Source organism: Mycobacterium sp. NAZ190054, assembly GCF_001545925.1.
In the GTDB taxonomy this organism is placed as follows: Bacteria; Actinomycetota; Actinomycetes; order Mycobacteriales; family Mycobacteriaceae; genus Mycobacterium.
The window spans coordinates 1-19506 of sequence record NZ_LMVQ01000583.1 but is presented as its reverse complement, the minus strand read 5'-3'; the positions used below and the strand labels follow the sequence as shown (position 1 = coordinate 19506).

General features: G+C 66.1%; 17 protein-coding genes. 11 read left to right on the top strand and 6 right to left on the bottom strand.

Features of this window, described 5'->3' with window-relative positions; translation table 11 throughout:
• Positions 1-97: 97 nt before the first annotated feature.
• The 9 genes from ASJ79_RS29735 (at position 98) to ASJ79_RS29695 (ending at position 9604) form a co-directional block, all read left to right on the top strand.
• Positions 98-1699 (top strand): glycosyltransferase family 87 protein, encoded by a 1602-nt coding sequence (locus tag ASJ79_RS29735; protein WP_067963328.1) that lies wholly within the window; start codon positions 98-100, stop codon positions 1697-1699.
• Between the two features lie 256 nt (positions 1700-1955).
• Positions 1956-2246 (top strand): 30S ribosomal protein S6, encoded by a 291-nt coding sequence (gene rpsF, locus ASJ79_RS29730; protein ID WP_067963321.1) that lies wholly within the window; start codon positions 1956-1958, stop codon positions 2244-2246.
• A gap of 98 nt (positions 2247-2344) precedes the next feature.
• Positions 2345-2851, top strand: coding sequence for a single-stranded DNA-binding protein (locus ASJ79_RS29725; RefSeq protein ID WP_067963318.1), 507 nt, complete (start codon positions 2345-2347; stop codon positions 2849-2851).
• 37 nt (positions 2852-2888) lie between these two features.
• Positions 2889-3152, top strand: coding sequence for a 30S ribosomal protein S18 (rpsR, locus tag ASJ79_RS29720; RefSeq protein WP_067963315.1), 264 nt, complete (start codon positions 2889-2891; stop codon positions 3150-3152).
• Between the two features lie 12 nt (positions 3153-3164).
• The gene (gene rplI, locus ASJ79_RS29715) at positions 3165-3620 is read left to right on the top strand and encodes a 50S ribosomal protein L9 (protein ID WP_067963312.1); all 456 of its coding nucleotides are present in this window, start codon (positions 3165-3167) and stop codon (positions 3618-3620) included.
• 495 nt (positions 3621-4115) lie between these two features.
• Positions 4116-7214, top strand: a complete 3099-nt coding sequence (locus ASJ79_RS29710; protein WP_369803789.1) for a replicative DNA helicase — start codon at positions 4116-4118, stop codon at positions 7212-7214.
• A gap of 248 nt (positions 7215-7462) precedes the next feature.
• Positions 7463-8215, top strand: a complete 753-nt coding sequence (locus tag ASJ79_RS29705) for a 5'-methylthioadenosine/adenosylhomocysteine nucleosidase (RefSeq protein ID WP_067963306.1) — start codon at positions 7463-7465, stop codon at positions 8213-8215.
• A 49-nt stretch (positions 8216-8264) separates the two neighbouring features.
• On the top strand, positions 8265-8870 hold the full coding sequence (locus tag ASJ79_RS29700) for a TetR/AcrR family transcriptional regulator (RefSeq protein WP_067963304.1): 606 nt from the start codon (positions 8265-8267) through the stop codon (positions 8868-8870).
• A gap of 155 nt (positions 8871-9025) precedes the next feature.
• Positions 9026-9604, top strand: coding sequence for a DUF308 domain-containing protein (locus ASJ79_RS29695; protein WP_067963301.1), 579 nt, complete (start codon positions 9026-9028; stop codon positions 9602-9604).
• Between the two features lie 7 nt (positions 9605-9611).
• Here the strand turns inward: ASJ79_RS29695 and ASJ79_RS29690 are convergent, their stop codons facing one another.
• On the bottom strand, positions 9612-11678 hold the full coding sequence (locus ASJ79_RS29690; protein ID WP_156448703.1) for an alpha/beta hydrolase fold domain-containing protein: 2067 nt from the start codon (positions 11676-11678) through the stop codon (positions 9612-9614).
• Between the two features lie 133 nt (positions 11679-11811).
• Between ASJ79_RS29690 and ASJ79_RS29680 the strand changes: the two genes are divergently transcribed.
• On the top strand, positions 11812-12237 hold the full coding sequence (locus ASJ79_RS29680; RefSeq protein ID WP_067963293.1) for a VOC family protein: 426 nt from the start codon (positions 11812-11814) through the stop codon (positions 12235-12237).
• An 88-nt stretch (positions 12238-12325) separates the two neighbouring features.
• On the opposite strand, the gene ASJ79_RS29675 is transcribed toward ASJ79_RS29680, so the two are convergent.
• From ASJ79_RS29675 to ASJ79_RS29665, 3 genes are read right to left on the bottom strand one after another with little or no spacing between them, the layout of a single operon-like run.
• The gene (locus ASJ79_RS29675) at positions 12326-13012 is read right to left on the bottom strand and encodes an alpha/beta fold hydrolase (protein WP_231751095.1); all 687 of its coding nucleotides are present in this window, start codon (positions 13010-13012) and stop codon (positions 12326-12328) included.
• Positions 13013-13048: 36 nt separating this feature from the next.
• Positions 13049-14143 carry an NADH:flavin oxidoreductase gene (locus ASJ79_RS29670; RefSeq protein WP_067963290.1) on the bottom strand — a complete coding sequence of 365 codons (1095 nt, stop codon included), beginning with the start codon at positions 14141-14143 and terminating at the stop codon, positions 13049-13051.
• A gap of 58 nt (positions 14144-14201) precedes the next feature.
• The gene (locus tag ASJ79_RS29665) at positions 14202-16529 is read right to left on the bottom strand and encodes an MMPL family transporter (RefSeq protein WP_067963288.1); all 2328 of its coding nucleotides are present in this window, start codon (positions 16527-16529) and stop codon (positions 14202-14204) included.
• 103 nt (positions 16530-16632) lie between these two features.
• Between ASJ79_RS29665 and ASJ79_RS29660 the strand changes: the two genes are divergently transcribed.
• Positions 16633-17208, top strand: coding sequence for a TetR/AcrR family transcriptional regulator (locus ASJ79_RS29660; protein ID WP_067963285.1), 576 nt, complete (start codon positions 16633-16635; stop codon positions 17206-17208).
• Positions 17209-17293: 85 nt separating this feature from the next.
• On the opposite strand, the gene ampC is transcribed toward ASJ79_RS29660, so the two are convergent.
• Positions 17294-18466: a class C beta-lactamase gene (gene ampC, locus ASJ79_RS29655; protein ID WP_082754146.1), complete on the bottom strand. Its 1173-nt coding sequence runs from the start codon at positions 18464-18466 to the stop codon at positions 17294-17296.
• A 195-nt stretch (positions 18467-18661) separates the two neighbouring features.
• On the bottom strand, positions 18662-19506 hold an 845-nt coding region (locus ASJ79_RS29650), incomplete at its 5' end, for an MFS transporter (RefSeq protein ID WP_156448702.1).

Below are 19506 nucleotides of genomic sequence, written 5' to 3'. Positions count from 1 at the left end.
CGGCCACGGCGGCTGGCACGTCGTCTTGCTGATCCTGTCCGGCGTGCTGACCGCGCTGCCGCTGTTGCTCTTCGCCGCGGCCGCGCACCGGTTGGCGATGGTCACGCTGGGCCTGTTGTTCTACGTGTCGCCGGCGCGGTTGGCCGAAGACCGGCGCAGCCTCGACACCCGGGATCTGCCGAGCCGCACCGACACCCTCGGCGCGGCACTGTCCGGGACCATCGGCGGCCCGGTCGGACGGCACGCGCTGATCGGCCGCTCGCGGTTCATGACCCCGCTGCGGGTGATGATGATCATCGCCCTGGTGTTCCTGGCGCTGGGCTACTCGACCAAGGCCGCGTGCCTGCAGACCACCGGCACCGGCACCGCCGATCAGCGGGTCGCCAACTGGGACAACCAGCGTGCCTACTACCAGTTGTGTTACTCCGACACGGTCCCGCTCTACACCGCCGAGCTGCTGAACCTGGGCAGGTTCCCGTACAAGTCCAGCTGGGTGGAGACCGACGCGCAGGGCCTGCCGCAGGTGCAGTACGACGGTGAACCCGCGGTGCGCTACATGGAGTATCCGGTGCTGACGGGCGTGTACCAGTACCTGTCGATGACGGTCGCCAAGACGTACACCGCGTTGACGAAACTGGTGTCGGTGCCGGTGATCGCCGAGGTGGTGATGTTCTTCAACATCGCCGCGTTCGGGTTGGCGCTGGCATGGCTGACGACGCTGTGGGCGACGGCGATGCTGGCGGGCGCACGGCGGATCTGGGACGCGGCGCTGCTGGCCGCCTCGCCGATCGTGATCTTCCAGATCTTCACGAACTTCGACGCGCTGGCAACGGCTTTCGCGGCGTGTGCGCTGCTGGCGTGGGCGCGGCGGCGACCGGTGCTGGCCGGGGTGCTGATCGGCCTGGGGGTGGCGGCCAAGCTGTATCCGCTGCTGTTGCTGGTCCCGTTGGCGCTGCTGGCGGTGCGCACGGGCCGGCTGCGCGAGGTCGCCAAGACGACGGCGGCGGCCGTGCTGGCCTGGCTGGTGGTGAACCTGCCGATCATGGTGCTGTTCCCGCGGGGGTGGTCGGAGTTCTTCCGGCTCAACACCCGCCGCGGCGACGACATGGACTCGATCTACAACGTGGTGAAGTCGTTTACCGGGTGGCGCGGCTTCGACCCGGAGCTGGGGTTCTGGGAGCCGCCGGTGATGCTCAACACGGTGACCGCGGCGTTGTTCGCGGCGTGCTGCATCGCGATCGGCTACATCGTGCTGACCGCGGAGCGGCGGCCGCGGGTCGCGCAGGTGGCGTTCCTGGTGGTGGCGGCGTTCCTGCTGACGAACAAGGTGTGGAGCCCGCAGTTCTCGCTGTGGCTGGTGCCGCTGGCGGTGCTGGCGCTGCCGCACCGGCGCATCCTGTTGGCCTGGATGACCGTCGACATGCTGGTGTGGGTGCCGCGGATGCTCTATCTGTTCGGCGAGCAGAACATGGGCCTGCCCGAGGAGGCGTTCACCGCGACCGTGCTGTTGCGTGACGTCGCGGTGATCACGATGTGCGCGTTGGTGATTCGGCAGATCTACCGGCCGCAACTGGACCTGGTCCGTCAGGGCGGCGTGGACGATCCCGCCGGCGGGGTGTTCGACCGGGCGCCCGACGCGCCGCCCCGCCGGCTCCCGGACTGGCTTCGCCCCCGCCCCCTGGTGAATTCGGCGCGCTGAGCGACCGCCGGTGTCGCATTACGCGCCGGATTGGGCGGCGATACCGCGCCGAACGTACGAAAGATGACGGAACTCGACGCTTTCTCATCACAACCCGTACGTTCGGGGCGTCAGCCGCCCAGATCGCGGCGCCGCCAGGGCGCGATTTCGCAGATCAGCGCCCGTTCCTGTAGCCTGGGCCGGTTGCCGACGCAGGCGACCCTCCTGCCACGGACACGCCGTGGCCGACCAGACCAGAGGAGGTGATGGGTTTCTCATGCGTCCATACGAAATCATGGTCATTCTCGACCCCACACTTGACGAGCGCACCGTGGCTCCGTCGTTGGAGACGTTCCTGAACGTCGTCCGCAAGGACGGTGGCAGTGTCGACAAGGTCGACATCTGGGGCCGTCGGCGCCTCGCCTACGAGATCGCCAAGCACGCCGAGGGCATCTACGCCGTGCTCGACGTGAAGGCCGAGCCCGCGACGGTGTCCGAGCTCGATCGCCAGCTCAACCTGAACGAGTCCGTGCTGCGGACCAAGGTGATGCGGACCGACAAGCACTAAAGGGTGCCGCTCGTCGGAACCGCTGCGTAGGCTCGCGCCCAACAACGCCACCCCGGCGATGATCGCTTGCGCAAGAGCAGAGAGCACAGGAGGAACTTGTGGCCGGTGACACCACCATTACCGTCGTCGGAAACCTGACGGCAGATCCCGAACTGCGCTTCACCCCGTCCGGAGCCGCGGTGGCCAACTTCACGGTTGCGTCCACCCCGCGCATCTACGACCGCCAGAGCGGTGAGTGGAAGGACGGCGAGGCGCTGTTCCTGAGGTGCAACATCTGGCGCGAGGCTGCCGAGAACGTCGCCGAGAGCCTGACCCGCGGGTCGCGGGTCATCGTGACCGGACGGCTCAAGCAGCGTTCCTTCGAGACCCGTGAGGGCGAGAAGCGCACCGTGGTCGAGGTCGAGGTCGACGAGATCGGCCCCTCGCTGCGCTACGCGACCGCCAAGGTCAACAAAGCCAGCCGCAGTGGCGGCGGGGGCGGCGGATTCGGCGGCGGGGGCGGCAACTCGCGCCCGGCCGCCGGCGGCGGACCGGCCGAGGACCCGTGGGGCAGCGCGCCCGCGTCGGGTTCGTTCGGCGGAGCCGACGACGAACCGCCCTTCTGACATACCGATTCAGTGATTTCCAGAAAGAGATAGACACATGGCCAAGTCCTCCACCAAGAGGCGCCCGGCTCCGGAGAAGCCGGTCAAGACCCGCAAGTGCGTGTTCTGCTCGAAGAAGGGCAAGGGGCAGAACATCGACTACAAGGACACTCAGCTGCTGCGTACCTACATCAGCGAGCGCGGCAAGATTCGCGCCCGCCGGGTGACGGGCAATTGCGTTCAGCACCAGCGCGATATCGCGATCGCGGTGAAGAACGCCCGCGAGGTCGCCCTGCTGCCGTTCAGCTCGTCGACGCGATAAGGACCAGGACCAATGAAACTGATTCTCACTGCCGAGGTGGATCACCTCGGATCCCCCGGTGACGCCGTCGAGGTCAAGGACGGCTACGGCCGCAACTACCTGCTGCCCCGTGGGCTGGCGATCGTGGCCACCCGCGGCGCGCAGCGTCAGGCCGACGAGATCCGCCGCGCCCAGGAGCTCAAGAGCGTCAAGAGCCGCGAGCACGCCAACGAGCTCAAGCAGGCGATCGAGGCTCTCGACAACGTCTCGCTGACCGTCAAGGCGGCCGGCGACTCCGGCAAGCTGTTCGGATCGGTCACCGCGGCCGACGTCGTCGCCGCGATCAAGAAGGCCGGCGGCCCGAACCTCGACAAGCGGACCATCAGCCTGCCCAAGGCGCACATCAAGACGACGGGCACCCACGCCGTGGGCGTGCGGCTGCACCCCGAGGTGAACGCCTCGCTGTCGCTGAACGTCGTCGCGGGCTAGCCGGCTCTACCGGCTCCGGCGTGAAACGGCCGGGTGAGGACCCTGACGGGTCTTCGCCCGGCCGTCGCCGTTTCCGGTGGCGAACTTTTCCGGGCAAAGCAGCTCCAGCGAACCACACCGGTTGTTAACCTGCCCGGCCCCGGGACGAAACACAACACGCCCGAGACGGAAACCGGGCACGACACGCCGGGCAATTTCCCATCCACAGCCGTTCCACCGGCCTAAGGTGCGTTCATCTGCGCAAACGGCATCCGCGCAGAGAGTTGTCAACAGGTTCTCCCCAGCGCCTCAACATGGCGCGCCTGAGCTATCCACACTCCATCCACAGTGTCATCAACAGGGGCCGGTTGCGTCTCCGCCAGCAACGTCTAGCGTTGGCCGTCGCGGGTGCAGATCAACAGCCGATGAGCCACTTGTCGGAGACGGGATTTACAGTCGCCACATGCCGTTGTCGAATATGCGTTCGATCGCGATCAAAAGGGGGTGGGTCTCGGCGTGGCCGTCGTAGATGACTTGGGTCGGCCCGGAGATCGCGGCGACATGGAGCCGCCCCCCGGTGAGGATTTCGGCCGTCAGCCGCCGCAGGACCCCGCGGCCGAGCAGGCGGTGCTGGGCGGCATGCTGCTGAGCAAGGACGCCGTCGCCGACGTGCTGGAGAAGCTGCGTCCGGGTGACTTCTACAAGCCGGCCAACCAGATCGTCTACGACGCGATCCTCGACCTGTACGGGCGCGGTGAGCCGGCCGACGCGGTCACCGTCGCCGCCGAACTCGACCGCCGCGGCCTGTTGCGCCGCGTCGGCGGGGCGCCGTATCTGCACACGCTGATCTCGACGGTGCCGACCGCGGCCAACGCGGGCTACTACGCCGAGATCGTCGCGGAGAAGGCGCTGTTGCGCCGCCTGGTGGAGGCCGGCACCCGGGTGGTGCAGTACGGCTACGCCGGCGCCGACGGGGCCGATGTCAGCGACATCGTGGACCGCGCGCAGGCCGAGATCTACGACGTCACCGAGCGCCGTGCCGCGGAGGACTTCGTGATCCTGGAGGAGATCCTCCAGCCGACGATGGACGAGATCGACGCGATCGCGTCCGAGGGCGGCATCTCCAAGGGGGTGCCGACGGGGTTCGTCGAGCTCGACGACGTCACCAACGGACTGCACGCCGGGCAGATGATCATCGTGGCCGCTCGGCCCGGTGTCGGTAAGGCGCTGGCGTTGGACACCCCGCTGCCGACGCCGTTCGGCTGGACCACGATGGGCGAGGTGGCGGTCGGGGACTTCCTGCTCGACGCGGACGGATCGCCGACGCGGGTGGTCGCCGCGACCGATGTTCTGCTGGGGCGGCCGTGCTACGAGATCGAGTTCTCGGACGGCACCACGATCGTCGCCGACGAGATGCATCAGTGGCCGACCAGTCACGGCATCCGTACGACGGGGATGCTGCGTGCGGTGGCCGACACGGTGACCGCGGCGCGGACGACGGGTGCGGCGGGCACCAGCGGGGTGCTGGCGCCGGGCCGGATCGCGGTCGGTGTCAACTGGATCCGGCGGGTCCCGACGGTCCCGGTGCGCTGCGTGCAGGTCGACAATGCCGAACACCTGTACCTGGCCGGCAGCGGCATGGTGCCCACGCACAACTCGACGCTGGCGCTGGATTTCATGCGGTCGTGCTCGATCAAGCACCAGTTGCCCAGCGTCATCTTCTCGCTGGAAATGAGCAAGACCGAGATCGTCATGCGGCTGCTGTCGGCCGAGGCGAAGATCAAGCTGGCCGACATGCGGTCGGGCCGGATGAGCGACGACGACTGGACGCGGCTGGCCCGCCGGATGAGCGAGATCAGCGAGGCGCCGCTGTACATCGACGATTCGCCGAACCTGACGATGATGGAGATCCGCGCCAAGGCGCGCCGGCTGTCCCAGAAGGCCGGGCTGCGGCTGATCGTGATCGACTACATGCAGCTGATGAGTTCGGGCAAGAAGTACGAGTCGCGCCAGCAGGAGGTGTCGGACTTCTCCCGCAGCATCAAGCTGATGGCCAAGGAACTCGATGTGCCGGTGGTGGCGATCAGCCAGCTCAACCGTGGTCCGGAGCAGCGCACCGACAAGCGACCGCAGGTCTCCGATCTCCGTGAGTCCGGTTGCTTGACGGCGAACACGCGGATCCTGCGTGCCGACACCGGTGCGGAGGTGACGTTCGGGGAGTTGATGCGCACGGGGGAGCGGCCGCTGGTGTGGTCGCTCGACGAGCGCAAGCGCATGGTCGCGCGGCCGATGACCAACGTGTTCTACAGCGGGCACAAAGAGGTCTTCAAGGTGCGGCTGGCGTCGGGCCGCGAGGTCGAGGCGACGGCGAACCACCCGTTCATGACGTTCGACGGCTGGAAGCCGTTGGGGGAACTCGAAGTCGGTGCCCGGGTTGCGGTGCCGCGCCGGGTGCCGGAGCCGGTGCAGACGCAGCGGATGCACGACTCCGAGGTGGTGATGTTGGCGCACATGATCGGCGACGGGTCGTGCGTGAAGCGCCAGCCGATCCGGTATGCGTCGGTGGACGAGGCGAATCTGGCCGCGGTCGAGATCTCCGCGGCGTATTTCGACGTGACGCCGATCCGTGACGAGTATGCGGCGGCGCGGGTGACGACGCTGCGGTTGCCGGCGCCGTACCGGTTGACGCACGGCAAGCGGAACCCGATCGCGGCATGGCTGGACAAGCTCGGGCTGTTCGGCAAGCGCAGCCACGAGAAGTTCGTTCCAGCAGAGGTTTTCGCGCTACCTAACGATCAGGTCGCGCTCTTCCTGCGGCACTTGTGGGCGACGGACGGGTCGGTCCGCTGGGACGAGAAGCTGGGCATCGGCCGCATCTACTACGCGTCGACGAGTCGCCAATTAGTCGATGACGTGATGCAGCTGCTGCTGCGGTTCGGGATCGCGTCGAGGACTACCCGTACGAAGAAGGCCGGTTACCGGGATTCCTGGCACCTGGTCATCTCCGGTGCGGAGAGCCAGTCGCGGTTCCTCAGCCACATTGGTGTGCATGGGGTCAAGGCGGTTGCGGCCGAGGAAGTCCTCGCCAAGCTCAAGGGGCTTACGCGTAATCCGAACGCCGACACGGTGCCGCTCGATGTTTGGGACAAGGTGCGAGCGGGCCTGGAAGAACGCGGGATGTCGCACCGGAGGTTCGCCGCGGCGATGAAGACGCAATTCTGCGGCTCCACCATGTGGAAGCACTCACCGAGTCGGGGCAGACTGCACCGTGCTGCCGCGGTCCTCGAGGGTCGCGAACTGCACGATATGGCGACCAATGATGTGTTCTGGGACAAGATCGTCGAGATCACCAGTATGGGCATGCATGATGTGTACGATGGAACCGTGCCGGGCACGAGCAACTTTGTGGCCCAAGGCATTTCGCTGCATAATAGTCTCGAGCAGGACGCTGATATGGTCATCCTGTTGCACCGCCCGGATGCGTTCGAGAGGGATGACCCGCGCGGAGGCGAGGCGGACCTGATCCTGGGCAAGCACCGTAACGGCCCGACGAAGACGATTACCGTTGCGCACCAACTGCATTTGTCGCGCTTCGCGAATATGGCAAAGCAGTAGTGCTGGATGATCGCGGCGACGGGTTCGACTGCGCGACATCGCGATCGGTACTCACCTCGAGACCGACTCGGAGGCTCCGGTTTTCGCGATCGGATTGACGGCGCTTGAGTGCCGGCGTTTCAGCGCCGTCGGTCGGCGTACTTGACTCGCCGTCATTGCCCGCGTCGTCGGCCGAATCATCCTCGGCTTGATCGGAGCCGATCGCGCACTGACGATTTGGCCCACCGGCAGGGCGTAAACTGCATTCGGTGACAATCGGTTTGATCTCCGCACTTCCGCAGGAGCTGGCACACCTTCGCAGTGTGATGAGTGATGTCCGCGGTGTAAACATCGCCCACGCCCGTTTCGAGACCGGGTGGCTCGACGGGCGCGATATCGTGCTTGCCGAGACAGGTATGGGCAAGGTCAATGCAGCATTGGTGACAACGCTGATGGCCGATGGATTCGACTGCCGCACAATAGTTTTCTCGGGAGTGGCGGGAGGGCTGGATCCAGAACTGCATGTGGGAGATGTCGTCGTCGCCGATCGGCTGATCCAGTTCGACGCAGGTCTGATCGAGGGCGAGCAATTGCGAACCTATCAGGCCGGTCACGTGCCGTTCATCAACCCGACCGACCGTCTCGGATACGACGTCGACACCATGCTGCTCGACAGGGTCAAGGGAGCATTGCAGGGTCTCAACCTGCGACCGCTGTCGCCGCAGGCGGGTGGTGAGGGACGACCTGCTCAGATCGTTTACGGCACCGTCCTTTCCGGCGACCAATACCTGCACAGTGCCGCGGTTCGGGCTCGGCTGCACGGTCAGTTCGGTGGTCGTGCCATCGAGATGGAGGGCGGCGCGGTGGCGCAGGTCTGCGAGGCGTTCGGTATCGACTGGCTGGTGATCCGTGCGCTCTCGGATCTGGCCGGCGAGGATTCCAGCTTCGAGTTCAATCAGTTCGCCAGCGAGGTGGCCGCGGCATCGTTCATGGTGCTACGCACACTCCTGCCGGCGCTCTGACCGTAGCGACCTCTTGCCCCCCTACCTACCAGAAGGTAGGCTGGCTGGCATGGTCACCGGCACGTCCACCGTCGACGCGATTCTGCAATGTGCGCGCTCGTTGATCGTCGCGGGCGGCTATAACGGATTCAGCTACGCCGACATCGCTGCGGTCGTCGGTATCCGCAAGGCGAGCGTTCATCATCACTTTCCAACGAAGGTCGACCTGGTACGGGCCCTGGTGAAGCAATACCGTCACGAGGCCGAAGCCGGGATCGCCGAAATCGAGCGCCACGTTGCAGATCCACTCGACCAGCTGCGCAGTTACACCGGGTACTGGGAGTCCTGTATCGGTGATCCCGAAACCAGTTACTGCCTATGCGCACTACTCGCGACGCAGATCCCCGTTCTGCCTGAGGAAATCGTGCTCGAGGTACGCGCATACTTTCGGAGTCTCTCGGCCTGGCTCACGTCGGTGCTGGAACGCGGTGCGCGCCAGGGCGGCATCAGCTTGACCGAGGACGCCCACTCCGAGGCGGAGGCGTTGATGGCCGCCGTGCACGGTGCGATGTTGGCGGCGCGGACCTACGGCGACCCGCAGGCGTTCGCCATGATCACCAAACCGGTGATCGACAGGCTTCGATCAGATTCTCCATCGGCGGACGGCCGCACCTGAACAGGCAGCTTTTAGGTAGATAGCAAACCCCGGACGTCGCACAACGCGCGGCTCGGGTTAACCCGTCGTGCGCGGGTCTTGGAACTGGAACGGGCAGGGCGTGGGTGTGACCCCGCTCTGGATGCCCGTGCCTTCAACAGATGACAGGAGCAACAATGACGACGACAACCGGCAAGGCGCCCCGCGATGTCGGGGGCAGCACGTGGCTGAAAAACTACTATTTCGCCCGTGCGGCGTTCTCCATCGTGTGGGTGGGTGCCGCTTTCGGCCTAGCCGATGGCAAGATGGCTGTCATCGCTGCGCTCTTGCTGATTTATCCGGCCTGGGATGCGATCGCCAATCTCGTTGACGCACAGCGTAATGGTGGTCTTCGGCGCAATCCCACGCAGACCTTCAACACCGCCGTCAGCCTGGTGACCACCGTCGCAGTTGCCGTTGCCCTGAGCCAGGGCATGAATGCGGTGCTCGGTGTGTTCGGGGTGTGGGCGGCGTTGTCGGGCCTTCTTCAATTCGCGACCGGAGTACGTCGCTGGAAGGGTTATGGCGCGCAGTGGCCGATGATCCTCAGCGGTATCCAGTCCACGGGCGCTGGAGTGATGTTCCTGATCGAGTCGAATGCGCCTGAGGTGCCGCATATTACGGCCATCGCCCCTTACGCGGCTTTCGGCGCGTTCTACTTTCTGATATCGGCGCTATGGCTCACCATCAGCGATGCCCGACGCCGTAACAGATGAGACCCGATCATCGATTTTGGGTGGCGGCGGACTGCACTCTTGCTCGACAAGGAAATACATAGTCACGACCCGTTCTGGCGAACTTCGACGGGCCGGCCACCGGCGCAGTGCTCTGGAGCGGGCTGCAGGTGCCGTTGGCCGACACGCCTGCCGTGTTGATGGCGGCGTTGACGGCGTCGGGCAGTAAGCCGAGCTGACGATAGATGTCGTGGCGCACCTTCGGCGCGGCGGAGTTCACCGGCAGGCCCGAGACAGGCCAGTTGTGAAACTGCCCCCGGCCCACCACCATCGAGATCGGCGCCCCGATGTCCACCGCGCGCTCATAGAGCAGCAGGTTGCCGGGCAGCAGTATCTCCTCGTTGCCGACATACATCGTGGTCGGTGGCAGCGCCCGCAGGACCTCAGTCTCCATGCGCAACGGGCTTATCCTCGGATCCGCGTTGACGACGCCGTCGAAGGTGTGGAAGCGAGCAAAGTATTCGACGGTGACGGTGTTGAAGAACGGGTCGTCGATGCCCGCGCCGTCATTCTCCTGCGAATAGTCGGCTTGGCCCGAGATCACGACCATGCTTGCCGGCACTTCTTCACCCCGCAAAATCAGCTCTCGGGCAGCGGCAAACGCGTACGTGGATCCTGCCGAGTCGGCGTAGATACTGACGTTCTCGGCACCGCGATCGTCGATCACATGCGAGAGGTAATCCGCCATCCCGGGCGTGACGTTGAGAATGGAACCCGCCTCGGTCCTCGCGAGCGGGTACAACGGCACGAGCACCGTCGCCCCGGTTTGACGTGCCATCTGGGTGTAGTCGACCCAGTGCAACAGATTCGGCTGGAAGATGTTCCCGCCACCGTGGATCGCGACCACGGTGGCGCCGGTCGGTTTGGGCGGTTCGAATTCCCAAACATTCCAGACGTTTCCCGGCCATACCTCGAACTCGGTCTTACGTGCGTTCAACCCCAGCGTCAGGAAGAACGGAGGATTCTCGCTGGAGAGCAGCCCCCCGACGATGGCGGCGAAGGGGATCCCGAAGAAGCCGGTGATGTCGCGCACCACCCGTAGGGCGGCGAGCGTCAACTGATCGATGATCGTCGGTGTCGGGGTGTAGGTCAGCGAGTTCTCGACCACCTGTACCGGAACTCCTGCAACCGGGGTGTCGGTGACCAAAGTCTGGGGCGTCGTCTCAAACTCGCGTCGCGCGGACGCCAACAGCACCCACATGGCCGGCTCGCCGGGCGGCGTTTCCGGCGCACTGCCAGTCGCCGACGGATCGAGCAAGCCGCCGAGCAAATTCGACACCACACCGGCTATCAACTCGACAGGCTCGGCGGGGACGGCCGCAGCAGCGGTCTGCGCCGAATCGGTGCTCTGCACAGTCGGTCCCGCCGCCGAAACGCTTGCGAGGGAAACATCTCCGATCGTCGCCGTCAGCGGTGCTGTTGCAACGCTGGGCGGTTGTGCCGTCGGCGCGGTGAGTTCAGCGTCATCAACATTCGGCACAGCCGTCGGCTCGCTCGCCGCGGCGGGCGAAGTGATTGCCGAGTTCGCCGTCCGATGCGTCGTGACGTTGTTGTCGGAATGCGAGTTGCCGCTGGGCTGAAGTAGGGGCGCCGTCGCAGGAGCGGTCAGCGACGTCGGGTCCTTCGATGTCGTCGGCTCAGTATTGGAGGGCGTGGTCGACGGCGTGGCGCTGCTAGGGGAGTCGTCGGTATTCACGGCGGTGTTTGGATCGTCCGACGTTGTCTGCGCGTCGGTGGATGTCGAGGATTCCGAAGGGGAGTCAGTCGAGGCTGCGGTCGGCGAGTTGGGGGAGTCGTCTGTGCTCGCGGCGGTGTTTGGATCGCCCGACGTTGTCTGCGCGTCGATGGATGCCGAGGATTCCGACGGGGAGTTGGCCGAGGATGCGGTCGGCGAGTTGGTCGAGGTTTCCGACGACGAATCGGACGACGAATCTGGCGGTTCGGCTCGGGCGACCCCATGCCCGGAAAGTACTGCCACGCCGAAACCGAGCGCGACAACTAACCCAGCAAATCGACCCATGCCTCGCACCTCCCCCTTGCGAAGGATGTCTTGCACGATAGCAACCTCACTGGCAAAAGAGAACAGGTAGGCGGCATCCGAAGAGGTAAGGTGTTCGCCCGATCCACGCGGTCTTGCCTATGCTCCGACCAGGGTCGTGCACGGTGCGGAAAGATGCTTCGATCGGCAGATGGTCCAGGTCGTCCAGGTGAACTTCGTAGTCTCAGATTCGGAGCGGAGCAGAGACTTCTACCAGAGACTGGGGTGCGCCTTCCGTCCTCGTAGCCGCGTGGACGTGGAGGCGGTCGAGGCCTGGGTCTCCACCGGGCCGGGCGTCACGATTGTGCTTCATTCGCCGGAGTTCGCGGCCTGGTGGGACGCGAGTACGCCGGGCCCCGCGCCCGGAGGACCCCAAGTCGACCTCGAGCTGGACTCGGCGCACCAGCTGGATGCGGTGGTCGGCGAGCTCAGCAGGGCGGGCACAACGATCGCCAAGGAACCGACCGACATGCCCTGGGGTCAGCGGTTCGCGATCATCATCGATCCGGATGGGCACCGCATCGGTCTCAAGGCACCCATGGCCGATTCGCCGCGTGGTTCGATTCCTCGTGGATGACGTGGACGCACGAGCGGGTGGTCTCCTTGAACGCCGGGTCCCATGGGTGTTCACCGTTGTTGAGGAGCGTCCAAGGCGTACACGCTCATCAGAAACTCGTCGACCAACGGTACGACCTCCTCGAGGTGCGTCTCCAGTAGCCAGTGGCCGCCACCGGAAGGTGAATCGGCACATTGGGCAGGTCACGCCGGTAGGTGCGGGCCGACTCTTCCGGCATGTAGCCGTCATGTGGTCCCCACACGATGAGCGTCGGCGGCTGATGCTCACGTAGGTAGGCCTGTTCGGCGGGGAACCAGTCAAGGGTGTTCGGCTGGTCCTCGAGGAGTCGGATCAGATTGGTGATGCGTTCGGGCGTCGACATCAGTGACCAGTGCAGGGTCCACAGGTCGGGGCTGATCCGGTCGGCCACATCGTCGGGCAGTTCACCGCGGAACTCGGTCTCGAAGCCGTGCCGCGTGACGTGCTGGGCGATCTTGCGTCTGGCCGCAGGACCGGGATTGTTCCATGATTCCTTGAGGAAGTCGTATTTCGGCCCGAACGCGTCCTCGTAGATGTCGCCGTTCTGGATGACAAGCCCCGCGACGCGTTCGGGTTTGCCGATGGCGAGCTGAAAGCCGAACTGAGAGCCGTAGTCGTGCAACCAGATCACATAGCGGTCGAGGCTCAATGTGTCGACGAACGACTGGAGGAAATGGCTGTAGGCAGCGAACGTGTAGGAGAAATCCTCGGGGGAAGGTCTTGCGCTGTAACCGAAACCGGGAAGATTGGGTGCGATCAGGCGCCATCTGCCGCCGAGGCCGGCCAGAAGCTGTCAGGCGAGCTTCGCCAGCGCCGTCTCGGGGTTGTATCCGGCGAAGCCGTCGAGTTCGCCGTCACGCAGCCGGTTCACCCACGCCGGGTCGGCGAGCAGCGCACGCCCGATCGCCACGATGTCGAACTCACCGGCGTCGAACTGCTCGACGAGGCGGTCGACGGAAGCGGGCTGGATGACCTGGCCTTGCTTCTCACTGCGGAACTGCGTCTCCAACCCGACCGAGCCGACCGCGATCACCGGCAATCCGGTGACCTTCCGGGTCCATCCCGCCAGGCTGAGCTCACCGTCATGGTCGGGGAACGCCGGGATGTAGTGCCGGCGCGTCGAAGGATGAAAGACATCCACCCCGGCCTCGGCGAGTGGGGTGAGCAGATCCTGCAGCTGCGTCGGGTCGTCGGCGATGGACGCCGCGTAGTCGGTGCCTTTCCACTGGGAGTATCGGAAGATGATCGGGTAGTCCGGACCGACTGCCGCGCGGACCGCCGCCACCACCTCGGCCGGGAAGCGAGTGCGCGCGGCGAGGGATCCGCCGTAGCCGTCGGTGCGTAAATTCGTGCGCTCCCAGAGGAATTCGTCGAGCAGGTATCCATGGGCGCCGTGCAGTTCGACGGCATCGAAGCCGACCTCCTGCGCCGTCCGCGCACTTTCGGCGAACAGTTCGACGATCCGTGGGAGTTCGTCGGTCTCCAGCGCGCGTCCCCGCGGCTGACCGAGGCCGTCGACGCCCGAGGGGCTGACAGGGACCACACCGTCGGCGTCGTCGCGCTGCGCACCCTGATGCCACAACTGGGCGGCGACCGTGCCGCCCTCCTGGTGGACGGCGTCGAGTACGCGCGACCAGCCCGCGAGCACGTCGTCGCCGGCGAGTGTGGGGATTGACGGCGGGTAGCCCGCCGTGGGATCCGGCAGCCGGACGCCTTCGGTGATGATCAACCCCACGCCGCCGGCGGCACGGCGACGGTAGTACTCGGCGACATCGGCGCCCGGGACACCGCCCGGGGACGCCTGCCGGGTCATCGGCGCCATCGCGAACCGGTTGGGGAGGGTCAGTGAACCGACGGTGAGCGGTCGAAACAGATCGTCAATAGCCACGCAGATGTGCAACGCGGCACCGGCGCCGCTGATTCCGCATCACCCCGCCGAGGACCGGTCAGACCTGCGCGACGCGCTCGCCCCCGGGCTTGTCGGCCTCGAGTTGGCGGGTCAGCTTGTCGCCCTCGATGTCGAGGTCGGGGACGAATGGTTGGATCCGCTTGGGCAGCCACCATGCGCGGTCGCCGAGCATCGACATCACCGCGGGCACAATCATCATGCGGACCACGAACGCGTCGATCAACACGCCAAACGCCAGCGCGAAGCCCATCTGTTTGATCATCGGGTCGGCGTTGAAGACGAACCCGGCGAACACCGACATCATGATGATCGCGGCCGCGGCCACCACCCGGCTGGCCTGGCTGAACCCGTGCGCCACCGCCGCATCGCCGCGGTGGCCGTGCACGTGGGCCTCTTTCATCGACGAGACGAGGAACACCTCATAGTCCATCGCCAGGCCGTACAGCACGCCGGTGAGGATGATCGGCAGAATGCTCAGCACCGGCCCGGTCGCGCTGAGCCCGAAAAGCTGCTGCAGCCAACCCCATTGGAACACCGCGGTGGTCGCTCCGAACGTGGCCAGCACACTGAGCAGGAACCCGATGGTGGCCTTCACCGGGACCGCGATCGAGCGGAACACGACCAACAGCACCAGCAGTGACAGGCCGACGACCACGGAAATGTACAGCGGCACAGTGTCGCCGAGACGGCCGGAGGTGTCGATCCCCATCGCGGTGATACCGGTGACACCGAGCTTGACGTTGTCGACGGACGCCAGGGCACCGGTGTGGTCGCGGATGTCGCGCACCACCTGCGCGGTGCGTTCGTCGGTGGGCCCGTCGACGGGCACCACAGAGAAGACCGCAGTGTCGGCGGCGTCGTTGACCTGCGCGAAATTCACCGACGCGACACCCGGCACGCGGCGCAGTGCGTCGTACACACCGACGATGTCGGCGTTGCTGAACTGCACGCCGTCCTCGGTGGGCTCGGCGGCAACGACGAGCGGGCCGTTGTAACCCGCGCCGTAGTGTTCGGCGATCAGGTCGTAGCTGTCGCGCTGCGGGGTGCCCTGGTTGTAGCTCGACCCCGCGGGCAGGCCCAACGACATGCTCAGCGCGGGCAATGCCAGCACGGCGGTCACCGCTACACCCAGCAGGGCGACGGGTACGCGTCGGCGCAGCACCGCGCCCACCCATGCGTTGGCGAACCGATGGGTCTGCTGGTCCGTTGTCGCCTGTTCGCGGGCCTTGGTTGAGCAGATCCGTTCGCCGACGAACCCGAGCAGCGCAGGCAGCAGCGTGAGCGCAGCGATCACCGCGACGATCACCGTGGCCGCGGCGGCGAACGCCATCGTCGTCAGCAGTGAGATGCCTACCACCGACAGCGCCACCAGCGCGATCACCACCGTCATTCCGGCGAAAACGACTGCGCTGCCTGCGGTCCCGACCGCGCGAGCGGCGGCATCGCGGGCCGTCAACCCTTGGTCGAGGATGAGCCTTCGCTGCCTGTTGACGATGAACATCGCGTAGTCGATGCCGACCGCCAAACCCAGCATCAGGGCCAGCACCGCAGTCATCGACTGCATCGGCACCAGATGAGAGAACAAGAAGGTGCCGCCCACGCCGACGGCGACCGCCGTCAGCGCCGTCGCCAGCGGAAGACCCGCGGCCACCAGCGAGCCGAGCGTGACGACCAACACCAACGCGGCCACCATCAGGCCGACAATCTCGGCGGCGCCAACGATCTCGGGCATCTGCGACATGCTCGCCGACGGCAGCACCGATAGCTCGGTGCCCGCCACCGCGGTGGTCGCGGCGTCGACGGTGTGCTCAACCGTGCCGCTGGGCAGTTCCTGGGTCTGCTTGTCGAACTGGAACTGCAACAACGCGACCGCGCCATCGGAGGACACGAGCACGCCGGGCACCGGCTGGCCGTCGACCACCAGCGGGTGGGGCGCGTCCGCGGCTGGCGGTGCCTGTGCCTGGGCCTGCGCGACCGCCGCCGAGGCAGCGATCGTCGGGCTCAGCGGCCCCTTGGCCATCTCGGCCTGCGCCATGGCGGCGGGATTCAACACGTGGTCGGAGTGCGAGACCGCGTCGACGGCCTTCAGCAGCGCGCCACGGTTCACGCCATCGTCGACCCGCTCGCCCTCGGGCGCAGCGAACGCGATCATGCCCTGACCACCGGCCAGTTGCGGCATCCGCTCCGCTAGGTCGTCGATGACCTCCTGGGCGGGTGTGCCGTTGATGCGCATCTCGTTGGAGACCTTCGGCGGGTTGACCGCGAGGATGCCCGCGACCACCGCGATCAGCGCCAGCCAGATCCCGAGCACGCGCCACGGCCGGTCGAACGCCAGGCGCCCGATGCGATGCAGAAGTGTCGACATGGAAGTGAGAGTAGGCTCCCAAATGAGAGTGAGCTATCATTTGTCGCGAACGCCACCTCCGGCCCGCGGGGGAGACGCACGACACGGTTCGAAGGCGGTGTGCATGGAGACGATGCGAAGGCGGTCCGATGCGTTCGCCAACGTCGCCAAGATCCTCACCGCGGCCCGTGAGGTCTTCGCCAAAGAGGGTGCGGCGGCGACTTTGAGCCAGGTCGCCTCCGCGGCGGGTGTGGCGAATGCCACGCTCTACCGGCACTTTCCGAATCGGCAGGCGCTCGCGGCGGCGGTCTACCAGGAGATCCTCGAAAATGAGATCAAGCCGGCGATCATGGCGCTCGGCGAGGACGCCCCGCGCGAGGCGTTCATCGAGGCGCTGGCCCATCTCGAGGACGTGATGTTCGAGCAGCGGCCGTTGTTGTCGTCGCTGGAAGACCTCGCCCAGCTAACCGAGCGGCTCATCATCCGCGATCGTGACGACCTCGATCAGATCGTGTCGCAGGCCCGTGCCCGGGGCGCGCTGCGGCCGGATCTCACCACCGAGGACGTCGCGGCGTTCGTGGCGATGGTGACGACGGGCTCGGTCGCCATGAACCAGCCCAAATCGCTGCGGCGGCGCTACCTGAGCCTGATGCTCGACGCCTTCAACCCCGGCGACGCGCTGGAATTGCCACAGGCGTGAGACGGGTCGGAACCCACGTTCTTTATCTCTGTCGGCCAGTCACCGCGGGAAGGTGACGGGCATTGTCTGTACCGACACGGTGGATTCACGGCGCCAGCGCGCTCAGCACCGCGTGTGCGGCTGTGACGCGGGCGGCGATCGGGAAGTTCTTGTTGGCCAGCATCACGATGCCGATGCGCCGTTCGGGCACGAACGCGGCATATGCGCCGAAGCCGTCGGTCGATCCTGTCTTGTTGAAGAATGCCGTCCGGCCGACCGATTGCGCGGCGAGCGGGAGCGCAGCCTGGGGACTCATCGCCATCTCGGCCGAATTGCCGGCCAACAGCTGATCGAGTGAGACCGGGTACGGATACTGCTCCCAGCCCAAACCCTGCACCATGGGACCGACCTCGTAGTAGCCGACTTGCGTGCCCTGCACGGCTTCACGCAGCGGCGGCTCCAGTCCGCCGGGGTCGATGTTGCGCTCGACGAAGCGAATCATGTCCACGGTCGTCGACTTGACGCCGTAGGCCTCCGCGTCGAACACTCCCGGGTTCACCCGGACCGGCTCGTTGGTCTTGTCGTAACCCCACGCGTAGGAATCCATCGCGCTGTCAGGCACATTCACGAAACTGCGAGCCAGGCCCAGACCGGGCATGATCTGCGACTGCAACAGGTCGGTGAACTCGCCGTGCAAGGCTCGCGCTGCGAGGTGGCCGAACAAGCCGATACTGGGATTCGAGTACTGCCGTCGCTCGCCGGGTGCTGCCGTGGGCCGGAACTGCTGAAAGTACGCGATCATCTGCTCGTCATCGGTGACCGACTCGGGGAATTGCAGCGGGAGGCCGCCGGCGGTGTAGGTGCCCAGATTGATGAGTCGGGCGTCGTCGATGGGTGCACCGGCCAATGCCGGGAGAAACCGGCTGGGATGGTCATTCAGGTCCAGTGTCCCTTGGGCTGCGGCGTAGCCGGCCAGCGTCGCAGTGAATGTCTTGCTCACCGAGCCGATTTCGAAGAGCGTGTCCCTGGTGACCGGCGCCTGTGTCTGCTTGGAGGCGACGCCGAAGTCGAAGAAGTGCTGACGGCCGTCGACCGTAACGGCCACCGCCATACCCGGCACGTCGTATTGATCCAGGAGCGGTGCGTAGGCGCGTCTCACGGCGTCGGTGACCGGATCGGCCGACGCGACCGGCGCATTCGCAACCCACGCCGCCAAGAGAGCCGCCGCGGCCAAGAGTCGGCGGACGGTTGACCATCTTTCCGGAAGGGCAGCGGGCACTCCCAGATGGTATCGACGCCGGCGAGCCGGGCCGGAATTTGCATGGTGTCACGGGTTTACACACCGAGTCGCATCCCTAGGGCTTCCTGGCGCACGGCATCCGTTGCTGATCCTCAGTTGCCTGCCGAAGCCACAGCCGATCATCCCCACCAGGCCATCCTGCGCATAACAGGCTGGGGGACCGCCCGTGCCGCCCTAGTGCGTGGGCGTGCCACCAGCGGGACTCGGACGCGGTGCGGTGAAGAACGCCGCGACGACGGCGATCACACTGACCACCGCCGCGACCATGAAGGCCGCATGCACACCGGGCAGGTCCGGGGCTCCTCCCGACTGGGACGCCATCGTCATCACCGTCACGAACAGCGCCGTGCCCGCCGCTCCCGCAACCTGTTGCAGCGTCGTCAGGATGGCGCTGCCATGGGAGTAGAACCGGTCGGGCAGGACGCCGAGCGCGTCGGTCATCAACGGCGTGAACATCATCGACAACCCGACCATCATGATCGTCTGCAGCACGATGAGGTGCCAGATCGGCGACGTTGCCGACAGCAACGTGAATCCCCACAGCGACGCGCACAGCATCAGCGACCCGGGCACGACGAGCACCCGAGCGCCGTGGCGGTCGTAGGCACGTCCGACCAACGGGCCTGCCAGACCCATCAGTAGTCCACCCGGCAGGCTGGTCAAGCCGGCGACCAACGCACTCTGTCCCAGCACGTCCTGCACGTACAGCGGCACCATGATGATCGCGCCGAACAGTCCCATGAACCCGAGGATCACCAGGGCCAGCGACACCGAGAAGCGCCGGTAGGTGAACGGCCGCAGATCGAGGAACGCCCGGTCACGCCGCTGCAACTGCAGCTGGCGCGCCCCGAAGAGCGCCATCGCCACCGCACCGACCGTCATCGGCACCCACGCGGGCAGGCCCTGGGCGCCGTGGCCTCCCATCAGCGACAGCCCGAACACCAAGCCCGCGAACGCGATCGCCGACAGCGGAACTGAGATGACATCGATCGGAGTCGGGCTCTGGCGCTCGTCGGGCA

Excerpts from the sequence above, each read along its gene's own strand:
- ASJ79_RS29735 (WP_067963328.1), top strand. The coding sequence starts at position 98 with ATGGTCACGCTGGGCCTGTTGTTCTACGTGTCGCCGGCGCGGTTGGCC.
- rpsF (WP_067963321.1), top strand. The coding sequence starts at position 1,956 with ATGCGTCCATACGAAATCATGGTCATTCTCGACCCCACACTTGACGAG.
- rpsR (WP_067963315.1), top strand. The coding sequence starts at position 2,889 with ATGGCCAAGTCCTCCACCAAGAGGCGCCCGGCTCCGGAGAAGCCGGTC.
- rplI (WP_067963312.1), top strand. The coding sequence starts at position 3,165 with ATGAAACTGATTCTCACTGCCGAGGTGGATCACCTCGGATCCCCCGGT.
- ASJ79_RS29700 (WP_067963304.1), top strand. The coding sequence starts at position 8,265 with ATGGTCACCGGCACGTCCACCGTCGACGCGATTCTGCAATGTGCGCGC.
- ASJ79_RS29695 (WP_067963301.1), top strand. The coding sequence starts at position 9,026 with ATGACGACGACAACCGGCAAGGCGCCCCGCGATGTCGGGGGCAGCACG.
- ASJ79_RS29680 (WP_067963293.1), top strand. The coding sequence starts at position 11,812 with ATGGTCCAGGTCGTCCAGGTGAACTTCGTAGTCTCAGATTCGGAGCGG.
- ASJ79_RS29665 (WP_067963288.1), bottom strand. The coding sequence starts at position 16,529 with ATGTCGACACTTCTGCATCGCATCGGGCGCCTGGCGTTCGACCGGCCG.
- ASJ79_RS29660 (WP_067963285.1), top strand. The coding sequence starts at position 16,633 with ATGGAGACGATGCGAAGGCGGTCCGATGCGTTCGCCAACGTCGCCAAG.